General features: G+C 70.7%; 11 protein-coding genes and 1 riboswitch. Of the genes, 3 read left to right on the forward strand and 8 right to left on the reverse strand.

Translation table 11 applies throughout. The annotated features are described in order from the left end of the window. Positions 1-157 precede the first annotated feature (157 nt). The 5 genes from IV088_RS11600 to IV088_RS11620 all read right to left on the reverse strand — a co-directional run bounded on the left by IV088_RS11600 (position 158) and on the right by IV088_RS11620 (position 6,373). Entirely contained in the window at positions 158-631 is a 474-nt protein-coding gene (locus IV088_RS11600) for a C40 family peptidase (protein ID WP_291101978.1), read from the reverse strand. 55 nt (positions 632-686) lie between these two features. After that, on the reverse strand, positions 687-2,390 hold the full coding sequence (gene leuA / locus IV088_RS11605) for a 2-isopropylmalate synthase (RefSeq protein ID WP_291101980.1): 1,704 nt from the start codon (positions 2,388-2,390) through the stop codon (positions 687-689). A gap of 303 nt (positions 2,391-2,693) precedes the next feature. Beyond that, positions 2,694-3,323, reverse strand: coding sequence for a PolC-type DNA polymerase III (locus IV088_RS11610; RefSeq protein ID WP_291101982.1), 630 nt, complete (start codon positions 3,321-3,323; stop codon positions 2,694-2,696). Continuing rightward, the gene (locus tag IV088_RS11615; protein ID WP_291101984.1) at positions 3,320-5,458 is read right to left on the reverse strand and encodes a HAMP domain-containing sensor histidine kinase; all 2,139 of its coding nucleotides are present in this window, start codon (positions 5,456-5,458) and stop codon (positions 3,320-3,322) included. Before IV088_RS11615 ends, IV088_RS11610 begins: the two co-directional genes overlap by 4 nt. Before the next feature lie 222 nt (positions 5,459-5,680). After that, positions 5,681-6,373: a response regulator gene (locus tag IV088_RS11620; RefSeq protein ID WP_291101986.1), complete on the reverse strand. Its 693-nt coding sequence runs from the start codon at positions 6,371-6,373 to the stop codon at positions 5,681-5,683. 165 nt (positions 6,374-6,538) lie between these two features. On the opposite strand from IV088_RS11620, the gene IV088_RS11625 reads away from it, so the two are divergent. Further along, positions 6,539-7,834, forward strand: a complete 1,296-nt coding sequence (locus IV088_RS11625) for an SPFH domain-containing protein (protein ID WP_291101988.1) — start codon at positions 6,539-6,541, stop codon at positions 7,832-7,834. A gap of 2 nt (positions 7,835-7,836) precedes the next feature. Beyond that, positions 7,837-9,342, forward strand: a complete 1,506-nt coding sequence (locus IV088_RS11630) for a hypothetical protein (protein ID WP_291101989.1) — start codon at positions 7,837-7,839, stop codon at positions 9,340-9,342. Positions 9,343-9,533: 191 nt separating this feature from the next. Here the strand turns inward: IV088_RS11630 and IV088_RS11635 are convergent, their stop codons facing one another. From IV088_RS11635 to otnI, 3 genes are all read right to left on the reverse strand, one after another. Further along, positions 9,534-10,871: an NAD(P)-binding protein gene (locus tag IV088_RS11635; protein WP_291101990.1), complete on the reverse strand. Its 1,338-nt coding sequence runs from the start codon at positions 10,869-10,871 to the stop codon at positions 9,534-9,536. Between the two features lie 66 nt (positions 10,872-10,937). Continuing rightward, positions 10,938-11,291, reverse strand: coding sequence for a zinc ribbon domain-containing protein YjdM (locus IV088_RS11640; protein ID WP_291101991.1), 354 nt, complete (start codon positions 11,289-11,291; stop codon positions 10,938-10,940). A 13-nt stretch (positions 11,292-11,304) separates the two neighbouring features. Further along, entirely contained in the window at positions 11,305-12,111 is an 807-nt protein-coding gene (gene otnI, locus IV088_RS11645) for a 2-oxo-tetronate isomerase (protein WP_291101992.1), read from the reverse strand. Positions 12,112-12,376: 265 nt separating this feature from the next. Continuing rightward, a riboswitch (guanidine-I (ykkC/yxkD leader) is annotated at positions 12,377-12,479 on the forward strand. Between the two features lie 52 nt (positions 12,480-12,531). On the opposite strand from otnI, the gene IV088_RS11650 reads away from it, so the two are divergent. Then, positions 12,532-13,238, forward strand: a 707-nt coding sequence (locus IV088_RS11650) for an ABC transporter substrate-binding protein (RefSeq protein ID WP_291101993.1), incomplete at its 3' end; no start/stop codon positions are given.

Here is a 13,238-nt window from a genome sequence, read left to right on the forward strand (position 1 = left end):
GCAAACCCCACAAGGTGTTCGCGAAAGGGTGCAAACGAACAGGCGCGCCAGCCCGCGAGCGTGGGCCGGAGAACGTCTGCCCGCACCCTCGGCTCTGCACACATGCCTCGAAAGAAAAGATCCCCACAGCGCAGCGCAAAGCGCTGATGGGCCGGCCTCAGGGACGGCGGTAGGCGGTGGGCAGGCGTGCCCAGTAGGCGTTGTTCAGGCGGTCCAGCCGCACCGTGCCGCCGGTGGACGGCGCGTGCACGAAGCGGCCTTCACCCACGTAGATGCCGGCGTGAAAAGGCCGGCCGCTGCCGAAGATCACGAGGTCGCCGGTGCGCAAGTCATCGGCGTCCACCGACTCGCCGAAGCCGGACAGCTGCGCCACCGTGCGCGGCGGGGCGACGCCGGCGCGGTGCTTGTACACGTAGCCGATCAACCCGCTGCAGTCGAAGCCGCTCTCCGGCGTGTTGCCGCCCCAGCGGTAGGGCGTGCCCACCAGGCCCAGCGCGTGGATGGCGATGTCGCTCGACTGCTCGGCCGAGAGCGCGTGGTACGCCGGACCGCGCGAGGGTGGCGTGCTGCCGCAGCCCGCGATCAGCAGGGCGGCGGTCAGGGCGAGACTGGGCAGGACACGGCGGGTCATGGGTGCCAAGCGTAACGGATGGGCCGTCGCCGGCCCAGCGTGCCGCCCCATCAGATCAGCCCTCCGCGGTAGCGGCCACCGCCGGTACCGTCCGGGGCGGCGCCACCAGCCGGTTGGCCACGCTCAACACGGCCCGCACCGAGGCGGTGACGATGTTGCTGTCCAGGCCCACGCCGAAGGTCGCGCCCGGGGTGCCGGCGAGCCCCGCTTCCACGATCGCCAGCGCCTGCGCCTGGGCGCCCGCGCCGGTGGCCCGCTCCTCGTAGCCATGCACCTCCAGCGGCAGGCCCAGGGCGTCCACGGTCGCGGCAATCGGGCCGTTGCCCTGCCCTTGCAGCGTCTGGCGAACGCCTTCGATCGTGACGTCCAGCTCGATGCCCTGGCCGTCCTCCGACAGCCGGTGCGCATGGCAGGTGATGGCCTGCGCCGCCGCAGGCTGCGCCATGCCCGGGTCGAGGTAGGTGGCCTGGAACAGCGCCCACAGCGCCGGACCGCTCATCTCCGTTTCGCTGGCGTCGGTGTGGCGCTGCACCACCGCGCTGAACGCCACCTGCAGGCGCCGCGGCATCACCACGCCGCGTTCGCGCTCCAGCAGGAAGGCGATGCCGCCCTTGCCCGACTGGCTGTTGACGCGGATCACGCTGTCGTAGGTGCGGCCGAGATCGGCCGGGTCGATGGGCAGGTAGGGGATCTGCCACAGGCCCTCGGGATCGTGCGCCGCGAAGCCTTTCTTGATCGCGTCCTGGTGCGAGCCGGAGAACGAGGTGAACACGAGGTCACCCGCGTAAGGGTGGCGCGGGTGGATGGGCAGGCCCGTGCAGGCCTCCGCCACGCGCGCCACGCCGTTGATGTCGGAGAAGTCGAGGCCCGGGTGGATGCCCTGGGTGTAGAGGTTGAGCGCGACCGTGACGAGGTCGAGGTTGCCGCAGCGCTCGCCGTTGCCGAACAGGCAACCTTCCACGCGCTGCGCCCCGGCCAGCATCGCCAGCTCGGCCGCGGCCACGCCGGTGCCGCGGTCGTTGTGCGGGTGCACCGAGAGCACGATGTGCTCGCGCGGGCTCAGGCGCCGGTGCATCCACTCGATCTGGTCGGCGAACACATTGGGCGTGGCGTTTTCCACCGTGCTGGGCAGGTTGATGATCACCTCGCGCCCCGGCCCGGTGCCCCAGGCGGCGATGGCCGTCTGGCAGGCCTTGAGAGACACCTCCAGTTCGGTGGCGCTGAAGGTCTCGGGCGAGTACTGCAGGGTCCAGCGCGTCTCGGGCCGGGCGTCGGTGAGGCGCTTGAGGAGCGACACGTGGTCCTGCACGAAGGCCATCACCTGCGTCACGTTCATGCCGGACACCACGCGGCGCCAGACCCGGGCGGTGGCGTTGTAGAGGTGCACGATCGCGCGCGGTGCGCCGCGCACGGCGTCCACCGTGCGTTCGATGAGATCGGCGCGCGCCTGCGTCATCACCATCAGCGTCACGTCATCGGGCACCAGGTCTTCGTCGATGAGGCGGCGCACGAAGTCGTGGTCGGTCTGCGAGGCCGCCGGAAAACCCACCTCGATCTCCTTGAAGCCGATGCGCACCAGCTCCTGAAACAGCGTCATCTTGCGCTCGACGTTCATGGGCTCGAACAGCGCCTGGTTGCCGTCGCGCAGGTCGGTGGACAGCCAGACGGGGGCGTGGGTGAGGGACTGGGACGGCCAGGTGCGGTCGTGCAATTCGACGGGGGCAAAGGCCTGGTACTTGCGGGCGGGCTGGGCAATCATGAACGGCTCCACGAATCGGGGGATCTGAAAAAACAAAGGCGACATCCCCTGCAGCCCTCCATGGTCATGGAGGCTGGTTCGTGGGCCGGGGTCAGGGGGAAGTCGGGTGTTGCGCTTCAGGCAACAGGAAAGGCGAACGCAGGCAGACCCCGGCCGAGCACTAGGCTTAGCGATAGGGTGGACAGGGACGTGCGGCGTTGCATGGCGCAAATCGTAGCACGGGCCTTTGGGGGAAGGCCCACCGGCGGATGGGCGGCGCGGTTCGCGCGCTCGCTGGGCGCTCTCGCCCGACGCGAGGGCGGCTCAGCGGGGGCGCGAACCGCGTGGCGCGGCGGGGCGGGCCAGCAGCTTGGCCACGGCCGCCTTGGTGCAGCGCTGCAGGCCCATCAGGTAGCCGTGGTCGGGGTCGGCCACGCCGTGGCGTGTGCGCAGGTCGTGCCGCATGCGGTGCAGCAGCTCGGTCGCCATCTCGGCGTCGGCCAGCGCGCGGTGGGCCTGGCCGGTGCGCGGCAGGCCGAAGCGGTCCACCAGCGAACCCAGCTTGTGGCTCGGCGCCTCGGGGTAGAGCCGGCGCGACAGCAGCACCGTGCAGGCAAAGGGCTGCAACGCCGGCTGGCCGCACAGCGCCAGCTCGGCCTGCCAGAAGCGGCGGTCGAACGACGCGTTGTGCGCCACCATCGGCACCTCGCCGACAAAGCGTGCCGCGTCGACCATCACCGTCGCCGCCGGCGGCGCGGCCTGCACCATGGCGTTGGTGATGCCGGTCAGCTGCGTGATGAAACCGGGGATGTGCACCCCCGCGTTCATCAGGCTCTGGTAGCGGTCCACGATGCGGTCGCCCTCGGTGATCACGATGGCCACCTCGGTGGCGCGGTCGCCCATGCCGGGTGAGATGCCGGTGGTTTCAAAGTCGATGACGGCGATGCGGTTCATGCGGAAGCTCGTGGGGTGGCGCGGGGCAGTTGAAGGACGAAGCGCACGCCGCCGTCGGCGTTGGCGTTGGCGGCGGTGATCGTGCCCCCCATTTTCGCCATGTAGGTGCGCGCCACGAACAGGCCCTGGCCCCGGCTCTCGCCGGGCGCGCTGGCGTCGGTCACGCCGTATTCGAAGATCGACTCCAGCCGCTCGGGGTCGATGGCCGGGCCGGTGTTGTGGATGGCGAAGCCGGCCATGGCGCCGCGGTCGTCGAGCGTGAGGGTGATGGGCGATCCCGCCGGGCGGTAGCGGTCGGCGTTGCGCAGCACGTGGGTCACCACGTCCTCCAGCGAGTGCTCGCTGGCCTGCACCCACACCGGCGCGCCGGCGGCGTCGAAGACCACGTTCTGGATGCCCGCGTAGGGCGCGTTGACCGCCACGTGCGTGAGGAAATGGTTCAGGTCCAGCGTGTCCATCTCGACCGAGGCCGAGGTGATGGCCTCGCTCGGCGACGCGCTGCCGTAGAGCACGCGCACGGCCTGCTGCATGCGGTGCACGTAGCGGTGGCTGGGGTCGGCGGCGTCGCCGTGCAGCACCATCAGCGACTGCAGCGGCGACATGATCTCGTGGCCCACGGCGTGCCACATGTCGCGCTCCTGCTCGTTGCGGATGTGCTCGCGCCGCGCGCCCTCCTTGATGCGCTCCAGCAGCGTGGCCAGCGTGTTGGCCAGGATGCCCAGCTCGTCGCGCCCGCCCAGGTCGCTCACGTCCAGCTCGCCCAGGCGGCGCTCGATCTGCGGGTCCTGCATGTTGTAGCGCAGCGCGGCGGCGCGTTTCGTGAGCGTGGCCACGCGGCGGATCAGGCCCACTTCGATGACCAGCCAGGCCAGCGCGATCGCCGCCAGCATCGCGCCCACGAAACCGCTCATGCGCGTGGCGCCCGCGCTCAAGTCCCGGTCCACGCTGGCCAGCTCGCCGCTGAGGCTGAGCTGGTAACGCCCGCTGGAGGTGGCCACGGTTTCCTGCGCCTGCACCTGCGTGCGGGTGTCGGCCGAGGGCAGCCGCAGGATCAGGCGCGTGAGCCAGGGCGCCGCCACCTCGATGCCTTTGTCCTGCCCGCGCAGCTGCGTCACCAGCTGCGGCGCCCCGCTGCCCAGGCGCTCAATGCGCAGCACCTCGCCGCCCGCGAGCGTGGAGCCCAGGTGCTGCAGCGAAAAGGGCAACACCGCGTCGGCGCGCGCGCTGTCAAACAGCATCCGCCCGTCCGCGCCCAGCCACTGCAGCCGCAGCCGGGTCTGGTTCAGGTCCGCCGGCGGCCAGTGGCGCGACAGCGCGGTGTACAGCGCCTGGCGCCAGCTTTCGATGGGCACGCGCAGCGAGAGCAGCGTGCGCCGCGTGCAGCCGGGCAGCGCCTCGGCCGGCAGGGCGCAGCCCGGCTCCTGCCACAGCCAGCCCCGGAAATCGCGCACCGGCAGCGAGCCCTTCACGAGCGCAGCGCCCTCGCCCCGGAAGCCGGTCAGGCGCCCGCGCAGGCCGCCCTCGCCGTCCTGCGCGGGCGCGTCGCCCGGGGCCTCGAAGGGCGCCACCCAGCGCTCCGTGCCCTGGGCGGTGTCGGCGCGGATCACCGCGTGGCTGACCACGCCCAGGTCCAGCGTGCCGGGCTCGCGCGCCACGGCCGGCGGCAGCACCAGGTCGGCCACCAGGTAGACCACGCCGCCCGCGTAGGCGCTGTTGCCCACGCCCACGCAGAGCTGCCCGCCGTCGTCGGGCCAGTGCACGGCGCAACCGCTCATCTCCACCGCCTGCCGCGCCTTGAACGGGTCGGAATAGTCCAGCGCCGAAAACGGCAGCACCACCGGCGTGAGCCCGGCGCCCGAGGGCGCGGCCGCGTCGGCGTTGATCAGCGCGAGCTGCCCCGTGGGGTGGCGCAGCTGTGCGGCCATGGTCGAGAGCGTCTGCCGGAAACCCGCCTCGTAGCGCTCGCGGGCGCGCTGCTTCTCTTCGGCCAGCAGCGTCAGCGCCAGCACCACCACGGCCAGCGCCAGCAGCAGGAACACCCCGTGAAAAACGATGCGGCGGCGGAACGCCGACAGCGGCAGCCGCGGCAGCGCCAGCGCGGGCAGCGAAGGAAGATCCAGCGGGCCAAATTTCATTTCAATTGGCCCGGCGGCCGTCGGAGCGCTGGCATCCGTCCAGTCGCACCGCGGAACCGGCTCTGCCGGGCCGCGGGTGCGGTCCCCCTCCCGCCGAAGGCGAGAGAGGGGGCTGAGGACCGCGGCTCCCAAGCCTGCCTGCGCAGGCTTGGACGGGACGAAGAGGTATCGCCTCTGGCGATGCCGCGGCCTGCAAGGCGAGCGAAGCGGCGCAGGGGGTGTTCATTTCCCTGTCCAGCGGAAGCCGCGCATGGGGACGTTTTCAATGGCGTCGAACGCTGGGTCGAGGTCGCGGAAGGCGTCGCGGATGCTGCTCACGTGCTTGCGCACGTTGTCGCGGTTGCGCCCGCTCTTGACCACCTCGTACAGCTCCTCGTAGCTCACGGTCTGGCCCTTTTTCTGCACCAGCGTGGCGAGGATGCGCTGCGCGGTGAGCGGCAGGTTGATGCGCTGGCCGCGCCAGGTGGGGCTTCGTTGCCACAGCGGGTCCAGGCTCAGCTCGTCGGCGGCCGGCGCGGGCTCGGCGGTTTTCTGTGCCTTGGCCGTGCGCAGGATGTCGAGAAAGGTCTCGACGAACTCGGCCTCGTCGAAGCTGGTCTTCTGCAGGTAGTCCCAGGCGTCGAGGGCCTTCATGATGCTGCGGTAGATCGCGGCCGGCATGGCCGAGACCACCAGCACCGGCGTGCCCTGGTGCAGCTTGTTGATGGTGTTGATGATGGCCACGCCCGCGTGCCGCTCGCGCCCGAGTTCGATGTCCAGCACCACCAGGTCGTAGCGCTCGCGGGCCAGCGCGGCCTCGGCGCTGTCGCGGTCGAACCACTGGTGGACCGTCAGCTCGGGGCGCGCGGCGCTGATCCAGCCCGCGAGCTGGTGGCTGGTGGGGCGGTCGTCTTCGATGACGGCGATGGTGTGCATGGCGCCCATTATCGAAGCGCCACCGAGCCGGCCGCTGTGAGTTTTTCTTCCGGGGCCGGCGGCGAAACCACCCGGCGACCGCATTGAGACTTCCGCGCCTTCCCGGAACGATGCAGGTCATGGAGAAGCCCACGGTGGGCGGCTCCGGTTCACAGGAGAAATTCCATGTTGCTGCGTCTCAAGTCCCTGACCCGTTCCGTCCGGATCGCCCTGGCCCGCCTGGTCCGCCGCGCCGCCCCGGGGGTGTCGTCGGGCGACGACGCGTCCGCTGTGCGCCCGCTGCGCGCCCTGCCTTCTGTGTCCCTGCGCCCCGTCCTGCTGACCCTGGGCGTGACGGCGGCGGCGCTGGGCGCCGGTTACGTGATCGTGAAGCACCCGCCGGTGCAGCAGCTCGCCCCCGGCCACCTCGCGCTGCGCACCAACCAGCTCACCGGCGACACCACCGTCTGGCGCAGCGGCCCGGTGTGGGCCCTGCCCGGCCTGTACCAGGTCACCCGCTACCCGCTGCAGGACCAGACCTGGCACGCCGCCAGCATGGCCAGCGCCGACGGCCCCTCGCCCGCGCAGTCGGTCGAGGGCCTGTCCATCGGACTCGACCTGAGCGTGCGCTACGCCATCGACCCGGCGCGCCTGACGGCGGCCAGGGCCGCGTCGCTGCCGGCGCAGCTCGACACCCAGATCGTCGAGCCGGCGGTGCAGGCCACGGTCTACAAGATCATCGCGCGCCACACCGTGCGCGAAATCTTCTCGTCGCAGCGCACCCAGATCGAGCAGGACATCGAAGCGCAGGTCCGCGTCAAGCTGGCGGCCGACGGCCTGCTGCTGCGCTCCATCCACATCGGCAAGATCGACCTGCCCGAGGACTACCGCCGCGGCATGGAGGTGCTGCTGACCGAAGGCCTCTCGGCCGAGAAGATGCGCTACACGCTGGAGCTGCGCGAGAAGCAGGTGAAAGAAAGTGAACTCACCGCCAGCGCCGACAAGGCCCGCCGCGAGATCGCCGCCGAAGCCGCCGGGCGCGAACAGGTGATCGCCGCGAAGGCGCAGGAAGAGGCGATGAAACACGTGCTGCCCTTCAAGCAGCGCCAGATCGAGCAGCGCAAGCTCGAAGCCGAGGCCCAGCGCGTGAGCCGCGTGCAGCAGGCCGAGGGCGAAGCCCAGGCGCGCCGCATCGAGGCCGCGGGCGAGGCCGAGGCGCGGCAGAAGCTCGCCGACGCCGAGGCCTACCGTCTCACCCGCGTGGGCAAGGCCAACGCCGAGCAGATGGCGGCCGAGGGCGCACTGATCACCAAGCACCCGCTGCTGATCCAGAAGACCATGGCCGACCGCCTGAGCGACAAGGTGCAGGTCATCATCGCCTCGCCCCACACCGGGGGTTTCATCGGCAACAACCTGCTGGGCAGCGTGGCGCAGGCGCAGACCGCCTCGACCGAAGCGCAAGCCGACAGCGCGGAGCAGTGACCATGAAACAGCTTGGCAACTTCCTGTTGGCCGCCGCGGTGGTCGCGGCGCTGGCCGGTGTGGTGTGTGTCTCGGCCCGCGCCGCCGAGCCGGTGGCGGGGGTGGCCCTCGTCACCCGCGACGCCGTCACCCTGCGCGCCGCGCCGCGCGACAGCGCCGCCGCACAGACCGTGCTCTGGCGCGGCGAGGTGATGGAGATCCGCGCCGAGCGCGGCGACTTCGTGCAGGTCTGGGACCACCAGCGCGAGCGCGGCGGTTACGTGAAGCGCTCGCAACTGCTGCGCGTGGGCAACGGCGAGCAGGCCGCGCCCGAGCTGCTGGCGCTGCTGGGCTTCGTGAGCGAACAGCCAGGCTCAGAAACCCTGGGCTTGGCGCTCGCGGCCGCCGCGATCCAGGCCCTGCCTGCCGCCGCGCTGCAAGGTGCCGACGGCGCCAACGTGCTTGACGCCATCGGCCGCCAGGCCGAACGCCTCGCCGAGCGCGCCTCGCAAGGCGCGCAACGTTCGCAGGACCAGGCCATGCTGACCGCCCACCTCGACGTGGCGCGGCGCCACGGTGTGGGCTTCGAGAGCATCGAAGACGGCGAACGTGTGCGCGTCTGCTACGAGGGCGACGCCCACCGCCGCCTGCTGGCGATGCCCGCCGCCAGCGCCGAGCAGCAGGCCCGCGCCGCGCTCGCGCTCACCCGCCCGGAGTGCCAGAACCCCCAGGCCCGGCCCGGCGAGCGCGAGGCCGCCGACCAGGCCCGCGCCGCCCTGCTCGACCGCGTCAATACATCCACCCTGGCCACTCACTGGCGCGCCCGACTCGCCACCCGGCAGGCCAGCGTCTGGAGTGGCCTGGCCTTCGCCCGCGCCCAACGCGGGGACGCCACCGCCGCCCGCAGCGCCGCCGAGCGCGCGCTGCAGGCCATCGCCCGCGTGGACCGCGCCGAGCTGGCCGACGACGACCTCACCCGCTACACCGAAGCCGCCCTGCGCGCCAACGCCGTGCGCTGGGCCGCCGGCAGCGGCGTCGCGCCCGCCGCCGCGCTCGCCATCACCACCCGCCAGCTGGACGACGGCCAGACCTGCGCCAGCCTGATCGACCCGCGCCAGAAAAACGCCCAGCCCCTGGCCGAGCGCTGCTCCTGGGGCGTGGTCTGGGCAGCGTCGGCCTCGGTCAACCGCGAAGGCAACGCCGCCGCGCTCGCGGTGCAGCCGGTGGACGGCTGGCGCGAGCTCTGGGTGTTCCGCAAAACCGCACAGGGCTGGACCGTCGAAGTCTTGCCGCCCGCCGCGCTCAACCCCGGCCTGGGCTACGCCGAGCTGGCCGGCTGGGTGCCCGGCGGGCGCCAGATGCTGGTGGCGCGCGAAGCCCTCGCGGAAGGCCGCACGCTGCGCCGCTTCGAGGTGGTGGAGCTGAACACCCTCACCCCGCAGCGCACCGCCTTCGAACCCGACGCGCTCGGCCCTTTCGCACGCTGGCCCGACGCCGCCTGGAAGCGCGACTCGCTGGCGCTGCGCTGAGTCCGCATCGACTGTCGATGGTGTGCCGCACCACCCGCAACCGGAGAAGCGCCCCAGCCAAGGGGCACAGCCGGGCCGGCTTCGCCGGACGGCCAGTGCGCCTTGCAGGCCGCAGCCTCGCCAGAGTCGAGGCTTCTTCGGGCCGTCCAAGCCTGCGCAGGCAGGCTTGGAGCCGCGGCCCTCAGCCCCCTTCAAGGGGGTCGCGCGCAGCGCGGCGGGGGCGACTCCAACATGTAGGCCTGGGCCTGGGCGATGGCCACCGTGGCCGACGGGATGTAGTCGAAATTGCCCTGGCGCCCGAGGCTTTCAATGCCCATGTCGCTGAGGGCCTGCACCAGGGCGGTCTTGCGCGCCTCGGCCGACTGGTCGTACACCGGGTAGGCAAAGTCCGTCACGAAGCTGCCCAGGCACTCCAGTTCACCCTCGAAGAGGCCGGCCTGGGCCGTGGTCGCCCGAAAGTCGGCCACCACCGTGTCGATGCCCGGCAAGGTGCCTCGAACGGAAACTTCGAGGCTGAAGAATTCCCAGCCGTCGGCGCGGCCGTAGTAGTCGGAGTGCATGGTCAGGCGCTTCCACAGGCCGTCGGCCGCGAAGTTGTGCAGGATCAGCGCCGCAAAATGCCGCTGGCCGCGAAACCGGAAACACGCGGTGATCATGGCGGTGGACTCGGGCGCCGCCGCCGCGTCCAGCCCCAGCAGGCGCGCCACCTTGACCAGCGGGAGCGTGTTGATCAGTCGCGGGGCCGTGAACGTCCCGGCTTCGGTGCGCACCTCAAAACCTTCCGCGGTTTTGCGGAGCGATGAGGTGCCAGCGCTCAGCACGGCGTCGGCTCCCAGGGCCTGGAGGCTCGCCAGGGCATGGCCGTACATCGCCTGAAAACCGTCGCGCGATCGGGCGAAACACCGCAGCGGCGTCGGGCGCACCGCCAGGCCCAGCCGCCGTCCGGCCGAACGCACGAGGCGCGCGACACGCGGTGCGAGGCTGGCGTTCTGGGCGATCCATTTCATGCGGCGCAAGGCAAACGGGTAGCTGATCTCTTCGGCCGAAAACCCGTAGAAGCGGCGCATGTAGCCGGAGAGACCGCTGTCGCGGAACAGCTTGCTGCCGATGTGCGCCCGGGCAAAATCCGCGGCCGAGGCCTTGCGGCGCCAGAACAGCTTGTGCACCAGCACGTCGGCGATCGCCACGAGCTGGTAGGGCAGCGGCCTGCCGAAAAACTCCTCGCGCATGTCGAACGGGTAAGCGCGGACCTTGCCTTGCGGCGTGACGCGGGCGATGCTGTAGTTCACCGGCGTCCAGTGGGCCTCGATGCCGGGGAACAAGCCGAGCAAGGGACTGTCCGACCAGAAAAAGATGGCGCCGACATCGAAGCTGCAGTCCCCCATGTCCTTCGACAGGTGGTTGCCCCCGGCGCCGGGGTAGTCCTCGATGACCGCCACGCGAAGGGCCGAGGGCAGCAGCGCGTGGGCCGCCGTCAGGCCGGTGACCCCGGCGCCCAGAATGATCACATCGTGGTGTTGACTGGTCACGGGGGCCCTTGGTGTTCGTCACCGGACGTTACCAGAACCTGTGCCCCGCGTGCCGGGCCGCTGCCGTCAGGCCTTCTTCAGGAATTCCGACTTCAGCAACATCGGGCCCAGCTCGGTCTTGCAGTCGACGTTGTGGCCGTCGTGGCCATCGACCAGGCGGATGCCCTTGATCTTGCTGCCCTTCTTGAGCACGGTGGACGAGCCCTTGACCTTCAGGTCCTTGACCAGGATCACCGAGTCGCCGTCGGCCAGCGGGTTGCCGTTGGCGTCTTTCACGGTCCCGGCGCCGGCCGCTTCTTCGTCGCTGGCGGCGGCGGCCTGGGGCCATTCAAAGGCGCAGTCGGGGCAGACGAAGTTGCTGCCATCGGGGTAGGTGTTTTCAAGGCCGCATTGCGGACAGGCTGGAATGGTGTGGGGCATGTGCCCAAGAATATCAGGCGGCTTTCAGCCAGCCCAGACCGTCCGAGGTGCCGCCGGCCACCGCGCCGCGCGCCGGCCGGTATTCACACCCCACCCAGCCCTGCCAGCCGCAGGCAGCGGCGACTTCGTCGATCACGCTGAACAGGTAGGGGTGGTGCAACTCGCCCAGGTCGGGCTCGTGGCGCATGGGCACGCCCGCGATCTGGAAGTGGCCCACGCGCCCGGTGGGCAGGTACTGGCGGATCTTCATCGCCACGTCGCCCTCGACGATCTGGCAGTGGTACAGGTCGAACTGCACCTTGAGGTTGGGCGCGCCGATGGCCTGCACGATCCGGTGGGCCTCGTCCTGCCGGTTGAGAAAGAAGCCCGGGATGTCGCGCGTGTTGATGGGTTCGATCAGCACGTCGCGCCCGTCGGCGCGGGCCAGTTCGGCGGCCCAGGCCAGGTTGGCTTCGTAGGTGGCCTGCAGCGCGGCGCGCTCGGCCTCCGCCGGTGCCAGGCCGGCCATGACGTGGATGCGCGGGCAGTTGAGCGCCTGCGCGTACTCCAGCGCTTTCGCAAACCCGGCGCGGAACTCGGCCTCGCGCCCGGGCAGGCAGGCCAGGCCGCGCTCGCCCGCGCCGACATCGCCCGGTGGCGCGTTGAACAGCACCAGCTGCAGGCCGTGGTCCCGCAGGCGCTGCGCGATGTCGCTGGCGGCGAAGGCGTAGGGAAACTGGCACTCGACACCCTGAAAACCATCGGCCGCCGCGGCGGCAAAACGGTCGAGGAAGGCGTGCTCGTTGTAGAGCATGGTGAGGTTGGCGGCGAAGCGGGGCATGGTGTTCGGTCGGGACAGGGGAGGCTCGGTGCGCACCGGTGGGCCGGCACGGTCTGTTCTGGATCATGACACCGGCTGCCAGGGCGCGAACGCCCGGCGGCGCACCAAGATCGGTCCTGGGCCCCGGCGTGTGGCCACCCCATGCCGCGCTTTGGTGCGTCGCGCGGGCGTGGCCGGCGCGCGGGGCCGACAAAGCCCTGGCACGCTCCATGCATTGACCGTTGCAGCATGGAGAGCGGTCTGCACGTGGTTGGCAGCGGCTCGTGCGTAGGTCCACTAGGGTTCCGTCCACCGTCACAGGTGGGGTCTGGTCCGAGAGTGGTCCGGCCTGATCGCAGGCTCCACGGAGGGACAAAAGCCCGGGAGAACGACGTCTGATCGTGTTCTCCCTGCGCCTTTCACCCACCACCGGAGCTTCACATGACATTGGCAGGCCTCTTCTCTTCCTCTTCTGTTTCGCCGTCCCCGCTGGGGCGCTGGCTCAAGCCCGCCGTGGGCGCGGCGCTCACCCTGGCCACCGCCTCGGCCTTCGCGCAAACGCAGATGAAAATCGCGACCGTGGTCTGGATCGGCTACGGCCCGTTCTATGTGGCCGACGCGCTCGACCTCTACAAGAAACAGAAGCTCAAGGTCTCGCTGCAGGTCTTCAGCGACCCAGCGCTCATTCCCGCGGCCATCGCCTCGGGCGCGGTGGACGGCGGCATGCTGACCTACGACCAGGTGGTCGGTCAGGTGGCCGGCGGCAAGGCCATGAAGGTGGTCATGCCCATCGACTACTCCAACGGTGGCGACGCCATCGTGGCCGACGGTTCGATCAGCAAGGTGGCCGATTTCAAAGGCAAGAAGATCGGCTACAACCCGCTCTCGCCGTCCGACTTTTTGCTCTCCTACGCGCTCAAGACCGTCAACCTGAGCGAGAAGGACATCAACCCCGTGAGCATGACGCCCGAGGCCGTGCCGGCCGCGATGGCCTCGGGCGCGCTGCCGATCGGCGTGACCTACGAACCCAGCCTGTCGCAGATCCTCGGCCAGGGTGGCGGCAAGAAGTTCAAGGTGGTGTTCTCCTCGAAAGACGCACCGGGCCTGATCGCCGACGTGCTGGTGTTCGACGACAAGGTCATCAAGGC

This window comes from Hydrogenophaga sp. (assembly GCF_018780075.1).
Classification (GTDB): domain Bacteria; phylum Pseudomonadota; class Gammaproteobacteria; order Burkholderiales; family Burkholderiaceae_C; genus Hydrogenophaga.

What these genes read in the sequence shown, in the direction of transcription:
- IV088_RS11600 (WP_291101978.1), bottom strand. Translation starts at nt 631, where the DNA reads ATGACCCGCCGTGTCCTGCCCAGTCTCGCCCTGACCGCCGCCCTGCTG.
- leuA (WP_291101980.1), bottom strand. Translation starts at nt 2,390, where the DNA reads ATGATTGCCCAGCCCGCCCGCAAGTACCAGGCCTTTGCCCCCGTCGAA.
- IV088_RS11610 (WP_291101982.1), bottom strand. Translation starts at nt 3,323, where the DNA reads ATGAACCGCATCGCCGTCATCGACTTTGAAACCACCGGCATCTCACCC.
- IV088_RS11615 (WP_291101984.1), bottom strand. Translation starts at nt 5,458, where the DNA reads ATGAAATTTGGCCCGCTGGATCTTCCTTCGCTGCCCGCGCTGGCGCTG.
- IV088_RS11620 (WP_291101986.1), bottom strand. Translation starts at nt 6,373, where the DNA reads ATGCACACCATCGCCGTCATCGAAGACGACCGCCCCACCAGCCACCAG.
- IV088_RS11625 (WP_291101988.1), top strand. Translation starts at nt 6,539, where the DNA reads ATGTTGCTGCGTCTCAAGTCCCTGACCCGTTCCGTCCGGATCGCCCTG.
- IV088_RS11630 (WP_291101989.1), top strand. Translation starts at nt 7,837, where the DNA reads ATGAAACAGCTTGGCAACTTCCTGTTGGCCGCCGCGGTGGTCGCGGCG.
- IV088_RS11640 (WP_291101991.1), bottom strand. Translation starts at nt 11,291, where the DNA reads ATGCCCCACACCATTCCAGCCTGTCCGCAATGCGGCCTTGAAAACACC.
- otnI (WP_291101992.1), bottom strand. Translation starts at nt 12,111, where the DNA reads ATGCCCCGCTTCGCCGCCAACCTCACCATGCTCTACAACGAGCACGCC.